Raw genomic sequence first — 14471 nt, 5'->3', positions numbered from 1 at the left:
AAAACAAATCACTGAAACAGCTTACATTTTACCAAATTCTACTTATGATGTTTCTGATGCCAATAAACATCATAGAACCGTTAAAATAACAATAACGCCCAAAGCGTAGGTAGAGATTATGCAAAAACCAATCACCCAAATCGTCATTGTTGGTGGCGGCACCGCAGGTTGGATCACCGCTGGATTACTGGCGGCTGAGCATAATGTCGACAAGGGCGTATTAGCTCACTCTCCTAAGCTCGACATCACCTTAATTGAATCGCCCGATGTGGCCACTATTGGTGTGGGTGAAGGCACCTGGCCTTCAATGCGCTCAACCTTGAGCAAGATAGGCATTGATGAAAATGACTTTATTCGCCGTTGTGATGCCAGCTTCAAACAAGGCTCTCGCTTTATTAATTGGCGCACCGACGCGGTCGATAAATCCAACAGCTACTTACATCCTTTTAGCCTGCCACATGGACATCAAGAACTCGATTTATGCCCATTTTGGTTGCCTCACTCAGATCAAGTCAGCTTTGCGCAGGCCGTCAGTAGCCAGGAAGTATTATCACAGCTCGGTTTAGCGCCAAAAACTATCTCATCAGCGCAATATCATTTTCAAAACAATTACGGTTATCACCTCAATGCCGGCAAATTCAGCCAACTACTGCTCGAGCATTGCACCCAAAAACTGGGAGTGACTCATGTTCGCGATCATGTCGAACATATCGTCAATAATGAGCAAGGTGACATTGAAAAGCTTATCACCCAGCAACACGACGAAATAAGCGGCCAATTGTTTATTGACTGTACAGGCGTTAAATCATTGCTATTAGGCAAACATTTACAAGTACCGTTTTTATGCCAAAAATCCGTGCTGTTTAACGACAGCGCTTTAGCGATGCAAGTGCCTTATGAAGACCCAGCAACCGAGATTGCCTCTTGCACTCACTCAACCGCGCAGCCAAACGGCTGGATTTGGGATATAGGCTTACCTACCCGCAAAGGGGTTGGTTATGTGTATTCATCAAGCCACAGTAATGACAGCCAAGCTGAGCAAGTGCTACGAGATTACGTAACTGCCCACGGCACCAGTAATGAACTTGCCTCACAACTTGAGCCGCGAAAACTCAATATTAGCCCGGGTTATCATGCTAAATGCTGGCAAAACAATTGTATTGCCATTGGAATGGCCGCAGGGTTTATCGAACCATTAGAAGCCTCAGCCCTTGCGTTAATTGAGTGGACAGCTTCTACACTCGCGCAGCAATTACCGCCCAATCGCCAGGTAATGGACACGATTGCAGATCGAGTTAACTTACGTTATCAGCAGCATTGGCAACAAATTATCGACTTTTTAAAACTGCATTATGTCATTAGCCAACGCGAAGCTGATGCTTATTGGCACGACCATCGTGACAGCAGCTCAATACCCGAACGCTTACAGGCACAGCTTGAGTTATGGCGTTACCAGGCGCCAAGCCAGCATGACATTAGCTATAAAGAAGCGCTCTTCCCTGCCGCCAGTTTTCAATATGTGCTTTATGGTATGGGCTTTCAAACCCAATTACCAAGCCATGTTAAACCGTCTCAGTTGCAACTTGCACAAGGATTATTTAACGATAACCAACAACGTACCCTGGCATTGAGTAAAAGTTTACCGACTAACCGTGCTTTATTAGCTAAAGTGGCCCAATATGGTTTTCCTAAGCTTTAATGGGATAAATTGACATAGATAACATCACTTACAAAAGCCATAACAACAAACTGTATTTGAACGAATAAGATAGGACATCAACATGAGCCAACACGTATTATTGAACAGCATCGACCATAAAGACTTAAAGGTGAATACCAGCCGCTCTGCCGCCTTAGGCGACAACCTGTGGTTTAGCGTCACTTTTCCGCAAGAGTTTCGCAGTATTCAGGCTCATTACCCTATTTTCTTTCATAAAGATGCCGCTACCGGTCAATTTTATTCAATGGCATTGTTTGGTTTTCAACAAGATGAAAACCTGTTTTTATCAGATGCCGGTTGGAGTGCCTCTTATGTGCCGCTCAGTGTGCGCCGCCAGCCCTTTTTAATCGGCCAACAAACCGTGCGCGAAGATGGCATAGAGCGTCAACAACGGGTGATTCATGTGGATTTAGATCATCCAAGAGTGAGTCAAACTGAAGGCGAAGCATTATTTTTACCTTACGGCGGTAACACCCCACTATTAGATGAAGTCGGTGAAATGTTAGAAGTCATTCACCACGGTCTTATCGACAGCCAGCGTTTTATTGACGCGCTCATTGAGCATGAGTTACTTGAGTCCTTCACCTTAGATATCGAACTCGACAACGGTAAAAAACATCAAATGATTGGCTTTTACACCATTAACGAAAATACCTTAGCCACGCTATCTGCCGACACGCTCGCCACCTTGCATCAACAAGGTTACTTGCAAGCCATTTATATGGCGCTAGCTTCACAAAGCAAAGTGCGCGATTTACTAAACCTTAAAAATGCTCAAGGCTAAGGAATAGCGCTGATGTCCAATGACACATTAACGCCCGTCGACTGCGTCAGCGATTGGACGTTAGCGCAAGTGATGGCGCACATTGAGCATGCCGACAAACCCATGGTATTTAAAGGTTTGTGTCGTCATTGGCCTTTAGTGCAAGCAGGGCTTGAATCATCCGACAAGGCATTAGACTATTTACGCCAGTTTTATCAAGGTTCTGCTGTAACGGCCTACTACTTACCACCAGAGCAACAAGGACGAGTGTTTTACAACCAGCAGCTCGATGGTTTTAATTACCAGGCCGGCCGACTTGATTTTAATCAACTACTCGCACGCTTACAGCAAGAAAACGCCAGCGCTAATCCTGCCGGCATTTACATGGGTTCTACTGATATTCATCAATGCCTGCCCGGACTTGGTGAGCAAAACAGCCTTAATTTACAGCCTATCAATCCACTGACCAGTATTTGGTTAGGCAACAAAACTAAAGTGGCGGCCCATTTTGACTTTCCGCTAAACCTGGCCTGCAACGTAGTGGGTAAGCGCACTTTCACCCTGTTTCCACCAGAGCAAATCAGCAATCTTTATGTTGGCCCAATGGAGTTTGCTCCTGGCGGACAGGACATCAGCATGGTGGATTTTGATAAACCCGATTTTGAACGTTTCCCTCAATTTAAACAGGCATTAGATGCGGCGTTAACCGCTGAATTAACGCCCGGTGATGTGTTATTTATCCCTAGCATGTGGTGGCACCATGTACGCGGCATTGACGATATTAATGTGCTCATTACCCACTGGTGGCGTGATACGCCAGGTTATTTAGGTCGTCCTAATAACGCATTATTGCACAGCATGTTAAGCCTTCGTTCATTACCAAAGGCGCAGCGCCAAGCGTGGAAAGCTATGTTCGACCATTACATCTTCGATCATGATGATGTAGACGACAGTTATATCCCAGATGACGCTAAAGGCATGTTAACCAAACCGTTAGATGAGTTAAATGCGCGTAAGTTACGCGCAGATTTAATCAATAAATTAAAACGATAATGCTGAATACAGCAAAAACTAAGATATGAAACAGGAAGCCCGAGATGAATAAATCAATCAAAAAAGTCGTCATTGCTGGCGGCGGTACTGCAGGTTGGATGGCCGCAGCCGCGTTTAGCAAACTCATGGGCAAAAACCTAGATATTGTATTAGTTGAGTCTGACGACATCGGTACTGTTGGCGTCGGTGAAGCGACCATCCCTACCCTGCACATTTTTCATCGATTATTAGGCTTAAAAGAGCAAGATGTCATGGCCGCCACCAACGCCACATTTAAACTGGGGATCCAATTTGAAAACTGGCATGACGTCAATAAAGACTATTTGCACTCGTTTGGATTTTTAGGCAAAGACTGTTGGGCATGTGGCTTTCAGCACTTTTGGCTTAAAGGCAAGCAGCAAAATATGGTCAGTGAAATCGGCGATTACTGCACAGAGCATTTAGCCGCTCGCCAGGGCCGTTTTGCAGTATTACCCAATCAAGATTACAACCATGCATACCATATGGACGCCAGTTTATACGCCAAATTCTTACGCAAATTTGCCGAGCAACACGGTATGACGCGCATTGAGGGTAAAATTGCCGATGTATTACAGCATGATGATTCAGGCAATATTAAAGCGTTACAGCTTGAAAATGGCGACATCATTGACGGCGATTTATTTATCGACTGCACCGGATTTAAAGCCTTACTGATCGAACAAACGCTAAATACAGGCTTTGAAGATTGGAGTCACTGGTTACCGTGCGACAGTGCCATAGCAGTACAAACTGAAGCGGTACAACAGCCTATACCTTATACTCGCTCTATCGCGCATCAATCGGGCTGGCAATGGCGTATTCCGCTACAAACCCGTACAGGTAACGGCTTGGTGTTTTGTAGCAAATTTATTTCGGATGCCGACGCCACCGAGTTACTGCTCAATAACATTGAAGGCCAACCGATTAATCAACCGCGCGTGATTAAATTCAAAACTGGCACGCGTCGCCAACATTGGAACAAAAACTGTGTTGCGGTTGGCTTATCTGCAGGCTTTTTAGAGCCACTCGAGTCCACCAGCATTCATATGATCCAGCGCAGTATCGTGCGTTTACTGCAACTGTTTCCGGCGCATGGCGTCATTCAGGCTGACGTCGATGAATTTAACCAACAAACCAAAATTGAAATGGACAATATTCGCGACTTTATAATTTTGCATTATAAGGTTACCGACCGTGAAGACAGCCGTTTTTGGCGCTACTGTAAAAACATGCCAATCCCCGCCTCATTGCAACATCGTATTGATATGTTTAGTCAATCTGGCAAAGTTTATAAATACGGTAATGAGCTGTTTGGCGAAAGCTCATGGATCCAGGTGATGATGGGACAAGGCTTGATACCTAAAGAATATCACCCGATTGTCGATTTAATGGAGCCCGCTGAGTTGCAAAGCTTTTTAAACAACATTAAAGCCACGGTTAAACGCAAAGTCGATACCCTGCCACCGCATCATGACTTTGTGCAACACTATTGCAAGTCAACCACGATGCAAGGCTAAGCTAACGATGTCGTCGCAAGCCACTCAACCACTAATACAGGTCAATCCTATTGCGCCGCAGGTGCAGTTGATTGGCCAACAACAAACACCAGTTATCGTGATAGATAATTTTGCAGGCGATATCTCTGAGTTGATTGATATTGCCATTAATGACAGTCAATTTGACCAGGATAAAAGCTCGTTTTATCCTGGTCAACGTACTGCACTGCCAAGGCAATATATTATCGATGTGCTTAATGCGGTATTTCAGCTTATTTACGATGTGTATCGTATTCCAACAACCCGGCGCTTAAAACCGCAACAAGGGGTGTTTTCGTTAATCGACACCCAGGCAAAAGACCTGGTACCACTGCAATGTTTGCCCCACTTTGACACGCCTAATCCATATTACTTTGCCATTTTGCATTACCTTAATGACGGTCCCCATGGCGACACCGGATTTTTTAGGCATAACGCCAGCGGTTTTGAGCGGATTAATAACGACAACATTGACTCATACTTTACTCAGGCACAGCCTTTTGTTGACCAAATAACCCAATCAAGTCCGCGTTATTGCGTTACCAGCAATGAGCATTACAACTTGTATCATCGGGTAGCATATCGGCCAAATCGGGTGGTGATTTACCCCGGCAACTTGCTGCATTCAACCCTAGTCAATCCAGATACCGACATTGATGCCAACCCGCAAACCGGTCGCCTTACCGCCAATATATTTATCGATTTTCAGTAACCTAGCGCTCAATAAACCCTTTTAAGCATTCAGTCAGTTGTTGCGCTAACCCAGCCTCTCCGGCTTTTTCAAGTAATAACGCCACGCACTCTGCGGTGCATAACCCGCCCTCAAGTTGATTTCGCCTTAGGGGATAAATAGAGGCATGTGTTGGCTGTAATCCCACTTTGACTAAGCTTTTAAGATATGGGCTTTGATTATACATTTTACGGGCTTCTTGCCAGGTGGCATCAAGCAACAATAAATACTCGAGATGGGGAGCACAATCTTTTGCAGGCGCATTTACATGTTTCGCAGAGTCTACATTCACGTTTAACGAATCATCATCGGTTGGAAACACTAAACCCACACGTCCAGCTTCAATGGCCGCCAGTAATGCCATATCAGGCTGCTTACGATGCCACTCAATCACACGAGCGCGATCGCCTAACACTTGCAGCACTAATTGGCCGGTGTTACTGGCACGAAGTAACTCTCTTGAGTGGGTTAATAAGATGAATTGCACAACAATCCTTAAAAAAGTGCTATACGCCTGAATAATCGAGCAATGTAACACATCTACGCTCTAATTTTCAGACATAATGGATTACATAATTGATAGTTTTTAGCACCTTCCAAATGGCGTTTTTATGACTCATTTACGCTATAATCGCCAATAATTAGCACAGGTGCCATCCGCCATAATAAAAACAGAACTGAAGAACATTAATGGCTTACCAACAGATTATCGCGTTATTTTTTACTATGCTGGTTTTAGCTATTGTGCCTGGCCCAGCAGTGTTTGCAGTGGTATCGCGCTCATTCTCAAATGGCTTTAGCCATGGCGCTGCTTTAACACTTGGCGTATTACTTGGCGACTTTGTGTATATCTTATTAGCCCTGTTTGGTTTATCTGCCATAGCTAATGCAATGGGGCCTGCATTTGAACTGATAAAATATGCCAGCGCCTTATATTTGTGTTGGCTTGGTATCAGTATGCTGCGCGCAACAGCACATGGCGTTCAACTTGTTGATACGGCTAAAGCCAGTTTAACTAAAAATGTATTCACTGGTATTTTGATTACTTTAGGTAACCCTAAAGCGCTGATTTTCTATGTGAGCTTTTTCCCCGCATTTGTGCCTATGACTCAAGTCAGCTTGTTGGATGTCATCATTATTTTAACCATCGCCACAGCTGCTTTTGGTTCGGTAAACCTCGCTTATGCTTACCTGGCATCTGGGGCTAAACGAGTGTTTACCTCAACTAAAGCTGCCAACATTATTAATCGCACTGCAGGCAGTATTATGCTGCTTGCGGGTATCTTGGTTGCCATTACCCTATAGGAATTTCAATGACTGCACTGCGTTTTACCCCGTTAACCTTAACCAACGGATTAACCTTTAAAAATCGTTTAGTGGTCCCGCCTATGGCATCTCAAACCGCAAACGAAAATGGTTTGGCAACCGAAAAAACCTTTAGCCATTATCACAATTTAGCCCAATCGGGTGCTGGCGTTGTGATGGTTGAATATAGCCATGTGAATCTGGCTGGGCGAAGTGAGAAAAAACAACTCGGGGCCCACGATGATGCGTGTTTACCAGGGTTAACCCAGATAGCCAGTACACTGCATAATGCTGGCGTTAAAACGGGCTTACAGATCACCCATTGCGGCGGTAAAGACAGTGCCGGTATTAGCTGCGATATCATGGGGCCTTCTGGTATTACGGTGCCCGCATACGACCGTGTATTACCGACCCCACGTGCCATGAAACTAGATGATATTAATCAATGGCAACAAGACTTTGTGGCTGCTGCTATTCGTGCCGACAAAGCCGGCTTTGATTTAGTTGAAATCCATTGTGCTCACGGTTATGGCATTAATCAGTGGTTATCACCATTGACCAATCAGCGTGAAGATGAATACGGCGGTAAGCTTGAAAACCGCGCTAGAATATTGATTGAAATTGTCGCTCAAATTAAACAAGTCGCGCCGAAGTTAGCGGTCATGACTCGCATTCCGGGCCAAGACGGATATCCTGGTGGTTTAACTCATGCAGACATGGCGCAGGTGAGCCAATGGCTAGTGACTGCGGGTGTTGAAATACTCAATGTATCATCAGGTATTGGTGGCTGGAATCGTCCTAAAGATAAACGTGGCGAAGGCTTTTTAGTCGAAGATGCCGCGCCGTTAACCGGCAAAACTACTGCGGCGGTTATTGGTGTTGGCGGCATTGAAAACGTGGATTACATAGAAACCATTTTAGCCACCAGGCAAGTGGATTTAGTCGCAGTAGGGCGAGCTATTTTGGCCGGCCCAGTGGAGTTTGCTCACCAGGTGATGCAAGGCTAGTCATTATCTACCGCATTGGCTGCCGTCGATATAATACCTTTAAAAATCAGCGGGTAGCGTCTTACCCGCTGACCAATATCGTCACTCATCACCTGCCTATAGAGCAATTAAATATCATCACTGTCTTCACTATCGTCAAATGCCAGTAGCTGTCTATCAATGGCGGTGTGCCATACCATTCCGCGTTAATAAGTGACGACTCAGCGAGAGTTTAAAAGGGCTTAAACAAGGCGCATGACTGAATGAATAGTTATTCTCTTTCGAAGTCATGCAACGCAGTGTAAGCCCTTTTAAAACTCGCCTGAAAGGAATGCACCAGCCGCTTTTGCTCTGCGTTCTCGCTATTTGGGAACAACCATTACTACATAGCGACGCCTTAATCAAAAAACGCTGGACGCATTCTGAGAGGACACTTACTAATGCGGATTGGTATTAGCCCTTTTTCAAAAAAGGCTGTGCTTGAAATTCTGCAATATTGTGTCTAACAATAGCAATTTTTTCAGGATGACGGCGCAGCTCAGCAAACACTTGCTCAAAATAGTCCATATGCAGCGCAGGCGTTGCACGATTGCCACGTCTTGACCTTGGTGCACCAGAACCGCGTTTATAATACATTGATGGCAAAGCTGTAACCTCAAATAGGTAATTAACTCAATAGCGCCAGTAAATCTTCGGCGTTACCCTGCCATGGCCCTTGAGTGCCATCAGATAAAATGCTGTCGGCTAAACCTTGTTTATGCTGCTGCATTTCTTGGATTTTCTCTTCAACCGTGCCCTGGGCAATTAACTTGTACACAAATACCGGATTAAGCTGACCAATGCGGTGGGCGCGATCGGTTGCCTGACGCTCTGCAGCGGGGTTCCACCATGGATCGAAATGGATAACCGTGTCTGCCGCAGTTAAATTAAGCCCTGTACCGCCCGCTTTTAAACTGATTAAAAACACCGAGTTGTCGCCTTCTTGGAAAGAATCTATCTGAGGTTGGCGGTCGAGTGTTTGGCCGGTTAATTTACTGTAACTAATGTTTAGGGTTTTGAGCTCATCTTCAATCAGCGCCAGCATGCCGGTGAATTGACTGAAAATAAGGATTTTACGACCTTCTTCAATCATCTCGGGCAGGTTTTGAATTAACCAAGTGAGTTTAGCGTTGTCTTTCACTTGTTGCGCCTGTTCGAGCTTAACAAGGCGCGGATCGCAACAAGCCTGACGTAATTTTAATAACGCATCTAAAAACTCAATATGGCTACTCGACACGCCTTTTTTAGCGAACAGTTCGCGCAGCTTTTTCTCCATCACTAAACGAATAGACTCGTAAAGATTACGCTGATCTTTTTCGAGTTCGAGTGTTTGAATAATCTCGGTTTTCTCTGGCAGCTCAGACACCACTTCTTTTTTGGTGCGGCGCAACATAAACGGCGAAATACGCTTACTCAGCAATACTGATTTCTCAACATCCGCTTGTTTTTCAATTGGGCCACGAAACTCTTTATTAAAATAAGTATGCTGACCTAATAACCCAGGTAAACAGAAATCCATTAACGATTTAAGTTCGCCCAAGTGATTTTCAAGCGGGGTGCCAGACAAACATAAACGGAATTTACCCTTTAAGGTTTTGATCACCTGGGTAACTTTAGCCTGGGCATTTTTAATCTGCTGGGCTTCATCCAAAATGATATGGTCGAACACATAATCGCTATAAATGGCTTCATCGCGCAGCATTAACGGATACGTTGTCACCACCACATCAAAGTCATCGATTTGCTCTAACAATGGTTGGCGTTTATTGCCATGAATAACCACCACATTAAGTGACGGGGCAAATTTGTTGGCTTCTTTAAGCCAGTTACCCACCAAACTAGTTGGGCACACAATTAAACTGGTGCGATGCGTCTTGGCTTCTTGCTTGGCTTTCAGTAAAAAGGCCAGCGTTTGAATGGTTTTACCTAGGCCCATGTCGTCGGCTAAAATGCCGCCCAGTTGGTACTCTTTTAAAAAGCACAGCCAATCAAACCCTTGTTTTTGATAATCACGCAGCGTGGCATTTAACCCCACTGGTAACTCAACCTCTGTTACCCCTTTAAACTCTGCTAGTTTTGCCGCAAGGTTGCGCACCCGCTCCCCATTAAGTAAACGTACATCGCTGGCAGATAAATCATTAAGAATGTGGGCGCGGTTACGCGGTATAGCAATTTGGTCACCTGAATTGCGGTTAAACAACTCTTGAATGATTGAAATCAGTGGCTTAATGGTTTTAGCTTTAATTTTAATAAAGCCACCATTAGGGCCTGGTAGCAGTAATTCATCGTCATCTGCTGGCTCACCATTTTGTTGCAGCCAACGGGCAACTAAAGCTAATAACGGTACATTTTGGCCTTCAATATCGGCGCTCAGCGACAGCGAAAACCAGCCAGACTCGTCATCGTCAACCAAATCAACACCTAACTGTGCATCGACAATTTTTAAGTCAAAATCATCTTCAAACTGAATGTCTACGCCAAGCGCGGTTAATGCCTCAAGGCCATTTTCAGTTAAGTCAGACCATTCGAAAATCGATTCGGGCAATAAGCCAACACTTAAAAAATATTCAGGTTGTTTACCATATTCGCTCGGAATAAACGTCACTAGGCCGGCTTCGGTCAACGCTTGTAAAATGGCGAGTTCCTGGTCGACTTGACGATGCACTTGATATTGAACGCTGCCCTTTTTAACCAGGCTAATACGTTCTGGTTTCAATGAGGCATTAAAACTGACATCACCATAATGCTGCTCAACCCGAATCACCGGTTGCAATACAGGATTATTGGCATAGATTTCACGCGTAAAAATCAGTTTGGTTTTGAGTGGGTCGTTGATTTCACAAAAGTCGATTTCGCTGGGTACTGGCACGGTTTTAGGCGAAAAGTGTTGCAACATTTTGTGGCTAATCTGGTCCACTTGAGCCAATGGTACAGGCGGCATATGTTGCAATAAACTGAGTTTTTTGGCCGATAAATCAGTGTCGATTTTGCCTAAGCGTAAGTAATCAAGTTCGGCATATAATGGCGGCTCAGTGGCAATAAACTCCCAGTTTTCAAGACCGGGCATGCGCATTTGCATTTGTGTATGCTTTTTATCCATCTCACACCAAATAAACTCAGGTGCAATTGATTTTGACCAGGTTAACGGGGTACGATTTTCTTCCCAAAAACACACTTGTTCCGCCAGCATTTTGGTTAAGGCTAAATAGGATATTTCGCCGTCGATATAGATTTTTGAACCGTGATTATTAGATGAAAGTAATAAACTAATAATTTGCTTGTCTTCAGGGTCAATCCACCACGGCATACTGTAACGAATATCGGTTAACGCCAGCTTACTGCCTTTGTTATATTGACCTTTTTTATTGAGTTTACTGCGCTTAAATTCGACAAAGATACCGTTAGGATCGTTAGACAGCACATAAATAATGCGGTCTTTTTCTTCTTCCTCATCTTCAAAATCAGTCACCGTTTTTTGCTCGTCAAGCTGACGTAACCACTGGTGGATACGCTGCTCTTCTACGGGCTTTTTGTCCACCAGCGCCAGCATCGCAGCGGCAACGTGTTTGCAGTTGGTGCGCACAGGGCAAGTACAATGCGAACGCATTACAATTTTGTGGTTTACATTAACGAGGGTGATTTCTTGGCGGTAAGGCTCATCTGCAGAGCCTTCGACATAAGCTTCGATATCATGGTTATTACTGCTGGCAGTCACTTCAAGTACTCGACCCTGGATCAAGTAGTTTTGTGCTTTTTGAATTTGGGTAGCCGAAAACAGTTTAGCAATCATCTCTAATGAAAGCTTAATGGGAAGATTAAACAGTTTCGCCGACATCAATATACCTAATAAAAACCCAGCAGAAATTATCACTGCTGACAAAAAGTTAACTTACCATTCTATGGAAGAAAGCATGTAATATCTAGCTTTTGCGTATGGTTATCGATGAATTATCGACGAATAAATCCAAAAGCCGTATGCAGAGTGATACGAATATCAACAAGCAAGGGTTTACCGTTTATGACTCAGCTCGGTTAATTAACAAAAGCCAGCCTTAGCATTGGTTGACAAAGAGGGCAGGACTGCACTGCTAGTGCGCCAAATGTTATGCCTTAAGCGAGATTTGTCTTGATATCAATAGCGCTGAGTAAACGCACCATTCACCGCAAACAGAATGTAGTGCCTAGAATGATAAGGTATCTGCCGATAGGACAGGCTAAACCTCTTGCGACGCTTTTAATTAGTCCAGGGCTCAGCAATGATGGTTATCGTTAAAAATATCAATGTTGGTGATAAAATGAATAGGGCTTTCAAGCGACTGAGACGTTGACGCATTTGTTGCAACGCTGGGTCGTCAATATTTGCCAGCTTACCAGAATTAAAAGACTCCATAACAAACAACGACGTATTGTGACGCCCTCCCCCTGCGTTACGACCAAGCGCATCACAGTGTTGGTATTCATCAGGGTAATGCTGTTGAATATACAGGTAAATACTGTGTGTACACTTATTCAGTCGATAAATAGCAAATGTCGCTGCTATGAGTGTCACTATTGTTCCAATAATTGTAACCAATACGACTTCTACCTCTATTTAATTGAATATTAACGCCATCAGCATGCTAATTTGCCGATGGCCATATTATTTAACGGATACTAATGAGGCTGTCGTTAAGATGAATGAGCACGTTTAAAAACGCTCTACCGACCATTGAACCGCCATTATACCAATTGCAACCGAGCCTATTTGCATGCCCCACACACGATACCATTGTTGATGGCGGCAAAAAATCAGAATGGGTAACACTACGGCTAAAATGGCTAATTGGCCCACTTCAACACCCAAATTGAACGCTAAAATGGCCAATAACTTTTGATTTTCAGGTAATCCCAACTCACCAAGCACGCCGGCAAACCCCATACCGTGCAATAAACCAAAGCCAAAAGTTATCCAACCTAGGCGCAATACAATCGGCCAAATATTATTAAGCGCTGCAAATAAGACCGATAAAGCAATGCCAAGTTCAACCCAATGACTACTAAAATCTAAAATACCTAATGCTGTGGCCGTTAAAGTTACCGAGTGAGCCAAGGTAAATGCCGTAATAATCCATGCAGTTTGTTTGATTATTTTTACTGGACTTTCAATTGCTTGCCAATTTTTTTGCTCGCGAATAAGCACGCAAGTTAATAATAAGGCCAATAAAAATAAAATATGGTCAGTGCCTTTCCAAATATGAATCATTCCTTGGTACACATATTCAGCGAACGTGTCGTAGGTTGAGCTCTCGGTTAAATTCATCAGTAATGTACGGTTATCGTTACTGATAACCCGTGTATATTGATACTCGGGAGTATCAATCGTGACAATCGATTTATGGTCGGCATCAACATCAAAAAAAGCTTGATAATCGATTTTTAGCGCGCCATCACTCTGGCATTGGCCACTAAATGATATAACTAAATAATCTTCGTTAACATGTTGGTCAACTTGCTGGGCGACATCAAACACCAGTTTGCAGTCTTGATTACGGCTTATGATTAAATTTGATTGTAAATATTGGGTTACCACAGCTTGATTGCGCTGTAACTCATTCCAGGTTAACTGGCCATTTTGATTCTGGTCGATATCAATCACTTGATACAGATCGAAAAATCGCACTTGCCAAGCGCCCTGTAATTGCCCTTGTTGATCTAAGTTTACCGACAAATAACTGGTACTCATTTGATGAGCAATGCTGGCGTGACTGATAATCAATAGGCTTAGCAACACCACACTTTTAGCTGCGGTAAAAAACCACTTAGTTAGGTTCACAGTGTATTCCTTTTACTGGCAACGGCTTAAACCGTCTCTTTGGTTTGTTCATGTTTGAGCAATAAACGTGCTTATTTAAGCAAAGCGCGATCGTTAATTTTCCTTGATATACGCCTGTATACTTTGGCCAACCCGCTCAGAGTTAGAAATCACTAAGAATCTCTCAGCGAGGGCTAAATCTAGCAAGAGTGCATTATCTTGCAGCGGATTTCTGTTAACCACATCACCTAGCTTATCAATTACTTGTTTACGGTTGTTTTGTACACCGGCTCAATGGCGCGCACAGCCAATCTACTTGATTTAAATGCATTAACGAATTATCAGGCAAGCCTTATCGCATCACCATATTGACCAATATTGCACTATCTCATACTGTTCTTGCCCCCTGTGTCAGGATAGTTGTCGCCTCAATTAATTTACAAATAAACAGGGCGCGGTAAGTTAAAGCAAGTGAATTATCAAAGGCATTCAGTTCAATTTAAAGAAGCGATATTAAACAAGCTTAGT

12 protein-coding genes are annotated in these 14471 nt (G+C 43.8%); 7 read left to right on the top strand and 5 right to left on the bottom strand.

Going from position 1 to position 14471, the window contains the following annotated elements; genetic code table 11:
- The first annotated feature begins 118 nt into the window (after positions 1–118).
- The 5 genes from IEY48_RS12985 to IEY48_RS12965 all read left to right on the top strand — a co-directional run bounded on the left by IEY48_RS12985 (position 119) and on the right by IEY48_RS12965 (position 5804).
- Entirely contained in the window at positions 119–1699 is a 1581-nt protein-coding gene (locus IEY48_RS12985; protein WP_188920961.1) for a tryptophan halogenase family protein, read from the top strand.
- 82 nt (positions 1700–1781) lie between these two features.
- Positions 1782–2504, top strand: a complete 723-nt coding sequence (locus tag IEY48_RS12980; RefSeq protein WP_188920959.1) for a SapC family protein — start codon at positions 1782–1784, stop codon at positions 2502–2504.
- A 72-nt stretch (positions 2505–2576) separates the two neighbouring features.
- Positions 2577–3536 (top strand): cupin-like domain-containing protein, encoded by a 960-nt coding sequence (locus tag IEY48_RS12975; RefSeq protein WP_373293728.1) that lies wholly within the window; start codon positions 2577–2579, stop codon positions 3534–3536.
- Between the two features lie 44 nt (positions 3537–3580).
- On the top strand, positions 3581–5074 hold the full coding sequence (locus IEY48_RS12970) for a tryptophan halogenase family protein (protein WP_188920955.1): 1494 nt from the start codon (positions 3581–3583) through the stop codon (positions 5072–5074).
- Positions 5075–5081: 7 nt separating this feature from the next.
- Complete coding sequence (locus IEY48_RS12965; protein ID WP_229786456.1) at positions 5082–5804, top strand: DUF6445 family protein; 723 nt, start codon at positions 5082–5084, stop codon at positions 5802–5804.
- Position 5805: 1 nt separating this feature from the next.
- Here the strand turns inward: IEY48_RS12965 and IEY48_RS12960 are convergent, their stop codons facing one another.
- Complete coding sequence (locus IEY48_RS12960; protein WP_188920954.1) at positions 5806–6360, bottom strand: DTW domain-containing protein; 555 nt, start codon at positions 6358–6360, stop codon at positions 5806–5808.
- 152 nt (positions 6361–6512) lie between these two features.
- Here IEY48_RS12960 and IEY48_RS12955 point away from each other — a divergent pair, with 152 nt between their 5' ends.
- Positions 6513–7127, top strand: a complete 615-nt coding sequence (locus IEY48_RS12955) for a LysE family translocator (RefSeq protein WP_188920952.1) — start codon at positions 6513–6515, stop codon at positions 7125–7127.
- An 8-nt stretch (positions 7128–7135) separates the two neighbouring features.
- Positions 7136–8134, top strand: a complete 999-nt coding sequence (locus tag IEY48_RS12950) for an NADH:flavin oxidoreductase (RefSeq protein WP_188920950.1) — start codon at positions 7136–7138, stop codon at positions 8132–8134.
- A gap of 432 nt (positions 8135–8566) precedes the next feature.
- On the opposite strand, the gene IEY48_RS12945 is transcribed toward IEY48_RS12950, so the two are convergent.
- The 4 genes from IEY48_RS12945 to IEY48_RS12930 form a co-directional block, all read right to left on the bottom strand.
- The gene (locus IEY48_RS12945) at positions 8567–8758 is read right to left on the bottom strand and encodes a hypothetical protein (RefSeq protein WP_188920948.1); all 192 of its coding nucleotides are present in this window, start codon (positions 8756–8758) and stop codon (positions 8567–8569) included.
- A 22-nt stretch (positions 8759–8780) separates the two neighbouring features.
- Entirely contained in the window at positions 8781–11987 is a 3207-nt protein-coding gene (locus IEY48_RS12940; protein ID WP_188920946.1) for a DEAD/DEAH box helicase, read from the bottom strand.
- A 399-nt stretch (positions 11988–12386) separates the two neighbouring features.
- Positions 12387–12701, bottom strand: a complete 315-nt coding sequence (locus IEY48_RS12935; protein WP_188920945.1) for a hypothetical protein — start codon at positions 12699–12701, stop codon at positions 12387–12389.
- Between the two features lie 138 nt (positions 12702–12839).
- Complete coding sequence (locus tag IEY48_RS12930) at positions 12840–13964, bottom strand: HupE/UreJ family protein (protein WP_229786451.1); 1125 nt, start codon at positions 13962–13964, stop codon at positions 12840–12842.
- Between the last annotated feature and the right edge of the window lie 507 nt (positions 13965–14471).

This window comes from Shewanella saliphila, assembly GCF_014648295.1.
GTDB classification, from domain to species: domain Bacteria; phylum Pseudomonadota; class Gammaproteobacteria; order Enterobacterales; family Shewanellaceae; genus Shewanella; species Shewanella saliphila.
Note: the sequence above shows the minus strand (reverse complement) of the source record. Positions and strands in the feature narration are given on the sequence as shown.